This is a genomic window from Acidisphaera rubrifaciens HS-AP3 (genome assembly GCF_000964365.1).
Taxonomy (GTDB): Bacteria; Pseudomonadota; Alphaproteobacteria; order Acetobacterales; family Acetobacteraceae; genus Acidisphaera; species Acidisphaera rubrifaciens.
Genome location: NZ_BANB01000503.1, coordinates 1 through 7,128, shown reverse-complemented (window position 1 = coordinate 7,128; position 7,128 = coordinate 1). Strand labels below are relative to the sequence as shown.

Here is a 7,128-nt window from a genome sequence, read left to right as displayed (position 1 = left end):
GCCGGGCTGCTCGCGGATGAAGCGTTCGACCTCCTCGCGGGTCGGCATCGCGGCAGGCGGGCGGCCATGCCGCTCCGGTCGCGCCATCTCAGACCGGCCGGTTCGCGGCGCGGGGGCGCGTACGCGCGGATGCGTGCATGAAAACCTTCATTGTTTCCTCGCCACTTTGCCACGCGGCCGCGCCGCCGGGGAGGCACCGTTGACGTCCGGGCGCACTGCGGACTGAGGATGGGCGGATCGGCAACAGGAGACGGGTATGCGAATCGGGCGCGGGCTGCTGACGGGCGGCTGGAGCGTGCTGCTGGGGCTGGCGCTGGCCGGCGCCGTGCCCGCCGCGACCGCGGGCGCGCAGCCAGCGGGGGGACCGTCGCAAGCCGTGCTCGATCGCGCCATCGCCGGACTGCCGGCAGGCTGGTCCGTCCGCTACGCGGCCGCGTCGCCGGGCGAGGGCGGGGCACTCGTGCTGAAACAGGTGGTCGTCGCGCATGACGGGCGCCTGATGCTCGCGATCGGGCAGGTGACGCTGCACGGGCTGCACGGCGACGGTTCCGCCGCCGCGCCCTATGCCGCGGATCAGCTCGACGCGACCAGCCTGAGCGGCGCCGGCCCGAAGGGCGTGGCCGTTGCCGGCATTACCGCGACCGGCGTGGCGATCGGACCGGGTGACGCCGCGTCGCTGCCGGCGGACTCGCGGGCGGCCACCACCCTGACGGCGCTGACCGCCGTGCACATCGACCACGCGACCCTGACCACCGTCACCGCGGGCGACGGGCGGATCGGCCGCGCCACTGTGGACGGGCTGGCGGCCGGCCGGCTCGGCCGTGCCGCGCTGGACGACGTCGCGCTCGACGGGGGCGCCCTGCGCGTGGCGGGGCTGGAGGCCGAACAGGTCGATCTCGGCTGGCTGGTGCGGGTGTTCGATCCGACCGCCTATGCCCCCGGGGCCGCGCGTGAGGCGCGGGCGCAGGCAGTGGGCCACCTCGCGGAGCACGGCCTGGTCTACGCGGATGGCGACGGCACGACCCGCATCGATGCGTTCGACGTGACCGATCTGCAGGTCGGTCAGAGCCCGTCCGCCCCGGTCGGCAAGGGGGCACTGGCGATCCCGTCGGCGGTGGCCGCGATCGTGATGACCCGCCTGTCGCACACGCCGTCCAAACCCGGCGGCCCGTCGTTCAGCGTGGGCGAGGCGACGCTCGGCCCGTGGCATGACGGCCGGCTCGACGCGCTGCGCGTCTCCGGCATCCGCGTCGCCTACCCGAAGGAGGGCCGCGGCGTGGACGTGAACGCCGTCTCCCTGCTCGGTCTCGACGTCCACGGGCTGATCGCCTGGGCCGGCTTGCCGGACGACCGCCGGCCCGATCTCCCGCCGGCGCCCCGGTTCGACTCATTCGGCGTCGACGGCGTCGCCGTCACGTCGTCCGCCGGCGGCCCGCTCACCGTCGATCACATCGGCGCCCAGGTGACATGGCAGCAGCAGGTCCCGGTCACGCAGGATCTGACCGTCCGGCGGCTGCATGTGCCGACCAGCCTGCTCGCGGACCAGCCGGGTGCGGCGCAGGCGCTGCCGGCCTTCGGACGGGACGCGGTCGACGCCGATCTCGAGTTCAACATGGTCTGGGATCCGGCCACGCACAACCTGCGCCTGGCGCCGTTCCGGATCGCCGCCGACGGGCTCGGCACGGCGACGCTCGATCTCACCTTCGGCAACGTCGACCTCGCGCTGATGCAACAGGGGACGGATGCCGCCGTCGGCAGCCTGATCGTGGCGACGGTCAAGGGCGGACGCCTCGTCTATCAGGACCGATCGCTGCTCGGCCGCGTGCTCGCCGCCGTCGCCGCGGTGCAGGGCACCACGCCGGAACAGTTGCGTGCGTCGCTGCTCACGGTCCTCGCGCGCATGAAATCGCCGCTGCCGAGCGTGCCGCGCCTGCCCGCGATCCTGTCGGACTTCCTCCTCCATCCCGGCACCCTGACGGTCACGGCGAAGCCGCCCGCGCCGGTGCCGGCCGCCATGCTCGGCGCCGGCTCGCTGGCGGATGCCGCCAAGCGCCTCAACATCGGCGTGACCACGTCGGCGCCCTGACCCGCGCGGCCGGTCTGCCCTTCGCCCGGCGTCGCTGCTAGCGTCGGTCGGTCGAAGGGGAGGGGAACGCATGGTCATCGGGCAGGACGCGCCGGCGCTCGACATTGATCCGTTCGCGCCGGACTTCTTCGAGGACCCGGCCCCGCACCACGCCGCCCTGCGCGACGCGGGACCGGCGGTCCGCCTGACGCGCTACGATGTGTGGGGCGTCGCGCGGTACGAACATGTGCGGGCGATGCTGTTCGACTGGCAGACGTTCTCCTCCGCCGCCGGGGTGGGTCTCCAGGATTTCCGGCGCGAGACGCCGTGGCGGCTGCCGAGCCTCGTGCTGGAGACGGACCCGCCGCTGCACGACCGCACGCGCAAGGTGCTGGGGCGCGTTCTGTCGGCGGGCGCGCTGAAGGCGCTGCGCGCGACGTTCGAGCGCGAGGCGGACGCGCTGGTCGATGCGCTGATCGAGCGCGGCAGCTTCGACGCCATCCCCGACCTCGCGGAGGCCTATCCGCTCAAGGTGTTTCCCGACGCGATCGGCATGCCGGCGGAGAACCGGCGCTATCTTTTGCCGTACGGCAACATGGTGTTCAACTCCTTCGGGCCGCGCAACGAGTACTTCGAGGATGCGGTGCGCGACGCGGCGCCGGTGCTTGCCTGGGTGCAGGCGCAGTCGCAGCGCGACGCGCTGGACGATCACGGCTTCGGCGCGCAGATCCACGCCGCCGTCGATACCGGCGAACTGACGGCCGACGAGGCGCCGATCGTGGTGCGCTCGCTGCTGACGGCGGGGGTGGACACGACGGTGAGCGGCCTCGGCGCCGCGATCTATTGTCTCGCCCGCTTCCCCGACCAGTACGCGCGGCTGCGCGCCGACCCGTCGCTGTCGAAGGCGGCGTTCGAGGAGGCGGTGCGCTACGAGACGCCGGTGCAGACCTTCTTCCGCACGACGACGCGCGCGACCGATATCGGCGGCGTCGCGGTAGGCGAGGGCGAGAAGGTGCTGATGTTCCTCGGCGCCGCCAACCGCGACCCGCGCCGGTGGGAGCGTCCCGATGACTACGACATCACCCGCCCGTCCGCCGGCCATGTCGGCTACGGCTTCGGCATCCATCTGTGCGTCGGCATGGCGCTGGCGCGGCTGGAGGGCGAATGCGTGCTGGCGTCGCTGGCGCGTCGCGTCGCGTCGATCGAGATCACCGGCCCGACGACGCGGCGCTACAACAACACCCTGCGCGGCCTGCGCAGCCTGCCGGTGACGATACGGGCCGCGTAGCGGGCACGACGGACGGGCCGGGCGTCGCCGCCCGGCCGCCAGCCCGGCCCCTAGAGCGGTGGATGAAGATCTCGGACTTCGCTGACTGATTCGAGCAGCGACGCCAGGTGCAGGACCGTCGACTCCGCAAACCACCGCGAAACCAGTTGAACCGCAATCGGCAGTCCATCGCCACTCGTGCCGAATCGTATCGACAGCGCGGGCATTCCTGTGAGGTTGAATGGAACGGTCGCGCGGAGGATATGCCGCGGGGTTACCCTCTCCCCGTCTATCACGTATTCGGAAGCATGGTGGGGCGGCGCCGAAATTGGGGTCACGGGGCAAAGAAACGCATCGTATTTCCGAAAGTAGTCGGCAAAGCCATCCTTGAGCCGTTCCGTTGCCTGCTCCGCGGCGACATAGTCGCTCGCGGCCGTGTCCGGCATTCGAAGGATGCCCGCAATGATCTTGAAGAGCTCTGGCTCGCGGCCGTTTGTGCAGCGTGCGAAGTAGGGCTTTGTCTCCAGAACGTGGAGTCTGGAATAGATCTCCAGACCATTGATTTCCTCGAGCGCAGGCACGCGCACGGGTTCGACGATACAACCCAAACCGGCCAGCGCCCGGGCCGCAGCCTCAACCGTCGCGGCGACGTCGGCCGAAATCGGACCGAACCCTGGTCGCACCAACCATCCAACACGGAGCGGACGACCGGGCTGCGGTCCAAGGCCCGCATCAAGGCTGAGCGGGCTTGTCGCATACCCATCGGTCCCATCCGGCCCGGCAAGAATGGAATAGGTCAGCGCGATATCGCGCACGCTTCTCGCCATGGGACCGACGTGCCAGTAGCGCCGAGGGACTTGCGGCCAATGCCCCGTCGTCGGGATGCGTCCGTGCGTGGCCTTGAGGGCGACGATCCCGGTGTGGGCCGCGGGTCCCCGCACCGAGATGGCGACATCGCTTCCGATTCCGATCGGCGACATGCCCGCAGCGATCGCCGCGGCTTCCCCGCCGCTTGATCCGCCCGGAGTACGGTCAAGGTTCCAGGGATTGTTGGTCCGGCCCGTCAGGCGGTTGTCCGTCTCGGTCGCATAGGAGAATTCGGGCAGGTTCGTCTTCGAGATGAGGATAGCGCCAGCCTTCTTGAAGCGCGCCACGCTGGTCGCATCGGCATCCGGTGTGCGGCCCTTGAAGATGAGCGAGCCACGCTGCGTCAGCACGCCGGCGGTATCGAGCGCGTCCTTAGCCGTGAACGGCACCCCGTGCAGGGGGCCGAGGTCGTTTCCGCGGATGATCGCCGTCTCGGCGCTCTTCGCGGCCTGCAGTGCCTGCTCCGCGACGACAACAACCATCGCATTCAGCTGCGGATTGACGGCCTCGATCCGATCAAGGTGGATTTTGACCACTTCGACGGGCGAGAGTTGTTTCGATCGGATCAAAGCAGCCAACTCCGTCGCATCCGCGTAGTGCATGGCCCAAGCCCCCGAGAATGAGGCGCAGCGCCTGGAAGGAACCGCCCGGCGCACCTCTACCTGTCACTTGATAGTCCACTAGAGCATTGCCTGGCAGGGCGTCAACGCCTATCTATCACTTGGTCGGAAACGGTTTCTGGGCATCGCAATGACGGATACGCGAGAGGCAATCTTGGCGGTGGCCCGAGCCCGGGCGCAGGCCCACGGCTATGACGGTCTGAATTTTCGCGACCTGGCGGCCGACATCGGCATCAAGAGCGCCAGCATCCATTATCATTTCCCGACCAAGGCCGATCTCGGCGCGGCGGTGGCGAAGCGTTACCGGGAAGATTCCGCGGAAGGGCTGGAGAGGCTGTGGATAGAGAAAGGTAAGCCCGCGGCCTGCCTGCGGGCCTATCCCGGCGTGTTCCGTAAGGCGCTCGAGAGAGGGAACAGGATGTGCTTGTGCGGCTTCATGGCCGCCGAGTACGACGACCTGCCCGACACAGTGAAGGCGGAAGTTAAGGCCTTTGCCGACGCCCACGTGGCGTGGCTGACACGGGCCCTGGCCGCGTCAGGCGTGGACGCCGACCCCGAACAGGTCGAGCGGCGGGCGCGCGCCATCTTCGCCGCAATAGGCGGCGCTCAGTTGATGGCGAGAAGCCGGGCCGATGTGTCCGTCTTCGACGAGATCATCGATAGCTATCGCGCCACCGGGCTCATTCCTGCTTGAGCCGGGCCCGGCCAGTGGATCAGGCGACCCTGCGCTGCGGTGCCGGGCGCTCGTGCGCCGCGACTTCGGCGGCGGCGGTCGGCCAGCCGATGCTCGGGGCGTGGCCGCGGAAGTTGCGCAGCCACCATGCCCAGTCGTCCTGCACCAGGTGGAACGGGTCGTTGTGGCCCAGCTCCATCGCTGCCCAGATCGGCCAGTGCGGGTTGGACAAGGCGGGGCGGCCGAGAAAGACGAGGTCGATCAGCTCCTCGCGGATCACCCGGTCGGCATTCTGCGGCACGCCGAGATTCCAGCTCGCGGCGACCGGGATGCCGACCTCGCGGCGCACGCGGTTGGCGCGGCCCACCATGAAACCGACCTCGCCGAAGGGCGGGTTGGTCATCTCGTCGGTGTTGAAGCCGAGCGACAGGTCGGCAAGGTCGAGCCCATGGTCCTTCATCGCCCGCACGGCGAGGAGGGAGTCCTCGAACTGGGTGCCGTCGGGATGCAGGTCGTCGCAGCCGAGGCGCATGGTGAGCGGGTATTTCTCCGGCCATACCTCGCGCACCGCGTCGAGTGCTTCCAGATGAAAGCGCATCCGGTTCTCGACGCTGCCGCCATAGGCGTCGGTGCGCCTGTTAGCGAGCGGGGAGAAGAAGCTGGCGCCGAGATAGCCGTGTGCATAGTGCATCTCCAGCCACTCATAGCCGGCGTCGAGCGCGCGCCGCGCCGCATCCGCATAGGCGCGGTGGAGCCCCTTGATCTCGTCCACGCTCAATTCGTGGACCGGGTAGATGTGGCCGCCGCCGCCGTAGGGGACGGCGGACGGCGCGACGCAGGTCCAGCCGTCCAAATCGTCGGGCGGCAGCTGCTTCCAGGTGCCCTCGGCGTTGGTGGCCTTGTGCGGCGGCACCTCGCTGCCTTTCCGCCCGGTGTGGCCGAGCTGGATCGCAGGGACCGCGCCCATGCGCTTGACGATGGCACAGATGCGGGCGTGGCCCTCGATCTGGTCGTCGCTCCATAGGCCGGCGCACGACGTGGTGGTGCGCCCGTCCGGCGTTATCGCCATCTGCTCGCCGAACACCAGGGCGAAGCCGCCGGCCGCGCGGGCGCCGAGATAGCTGACGTGATAGTCGTCAAGCTTCCCGTCCACCGAGTTGTACATCGTCATCGGCGACATCACGATGCGGTTGCGCAGCGTGATGTCCTTGAGCGTGAACGGGCTAAACAAATCCGGCATTGGAGCCTCTCCAGGGGCAATAGGGAAGATTTTCGGGCAGCGACATGCGCTGATGGGGGCGGAGGCGGCACAACCGGGCATATTTGCCCGCTCTGTGGGCAGACGTTTACCTGTCGACGCCAGGATCACCCGAATACGGTATGCGATCCATCGGAAAATGCACGGTGGGGCGTCTCAAATTGTGCAACGCACCATCGGTTGCCGTCCGGACGAGGCGGGGACGCGGTCCTTACCGCATCGGGTGGCTCATGACGCCGCCGGGGACGGTGCCCGCCGGGCCGCCGGGGAAGCCGCCGGCGAAGCCGGGCGGCATCATCGCGCCGGTGCCGGGCGGCAGGCCCGGGATCAGGCTGCCGCCCATGCCGGGCTGCGTGGTCGGCACGCCCTGGGCCGCCG

5 protein-coding genes are annotated in these 7,128 nt (G+C 69.6%); 3 read left to right on the top strand and 2 right to left on the bottom strand.

The features are described from left to right. The first annotated feature begins 256 nt into the window (after positions 1–256). Both B8460_RS13795 and B8460_RS13790 read left to right on the top strand, forming a co-directional pair. On the top strand, positions 257–2,086 hold the full coding sequence (locus B8460_RS13795; protein WP_048862187.1) for a hypothetical protein: 1,830 nt from the start codon (positions 257–259) through the stop codon (positions 2,084–2,086). A gap of 70 nt (positions 2,087–2,156) precedes the next feature. Beyond that, entirely contained in the window at positions 2,157–3,353 is a 1,197-nt protein-coding gene (locus tag B8460_RS13790) for a cytochrome P450 (RefSeq protein ID WP_048862186.1), read from the top strand. Between the two features lie 50 nt (positions 3,354–3,403). Here B8460_RS13790 and B8460_RS13785 read toward each other — a convergent pair whose 3' ends face one another. Then, on the bottom strand, positions 3,404–4,801 hold the full coding sequence (locus B8460_RS13785; RefSeq protein WP_048862185.1) for an amidase: 1,398 nt from the start codon (positions 4,799–4,801) through the stop codon (positions 3,404–3,406). 178 nt (positions 4,802–4,979) lie between these two features. Between B8460_RS13785 and B8460_RS13780 the strand changes: the two genes are divergently transcribed. Continuing rightward, positions 4,980–5,513, top strand: coding sequence for a TetR/AcrR family transcriptional regulator (locus B8460_RS13780; RefSeq protein ID WP_241771193.1), 534 nt, complete (start codon positions 4,980–4,982; stop codon positions 5,511–5,513). Between the two features lie 19 nt (positions 5,514–5,532). On the opposite strand, the gene B8460_RS13775 is transcribed toward B8460_RS13780, so the two are convergent. Next, complete coding sequence (locus B8460_RS13775) at positions 5,533–6,732, bottom strand: oxidoreductase (RefSeq protein ID WP_048862183.1); 1,200 nt, start codon at positions 6,730–6,732, stop codon at positions 5,533–5,535. Between the last annotated feature and the right edge of the window lie 396 nt (positions 6,733–7,128).

Bases quoted from the DNA above. Each gene is read 5' to 3' on its own strand.
- B8460_RS13775 (WP_048862183.1), bottom strand. From the start codon at position 6,732: ATGCCGGATTTGTTTAGCCCGTTCACGCTCAAGGACATCACGCTGCGC.
- B8460_RS13785 (WP_048862185.1), bottom strand. From the start codon at position 4,801: ATGCACTACGCGGATGCGACGGAGTTGGCTGCTTTGATCCGATCGAAA.
- B8460_RS13790 (WP_048862186.1), top strand. From the start codon at position 2,157: ATGGTCATCGGGCAGGACGCGCCGGCGCTCGACATTGATCCGTTCGCG.
- B8460_RS13795 (WP_048862187.1), top strand. From the start codon at position 257: ATGCGAATCGGGCGCGGGCTGCTGACGGGCGGCTGGAGCGTGCTGCTG.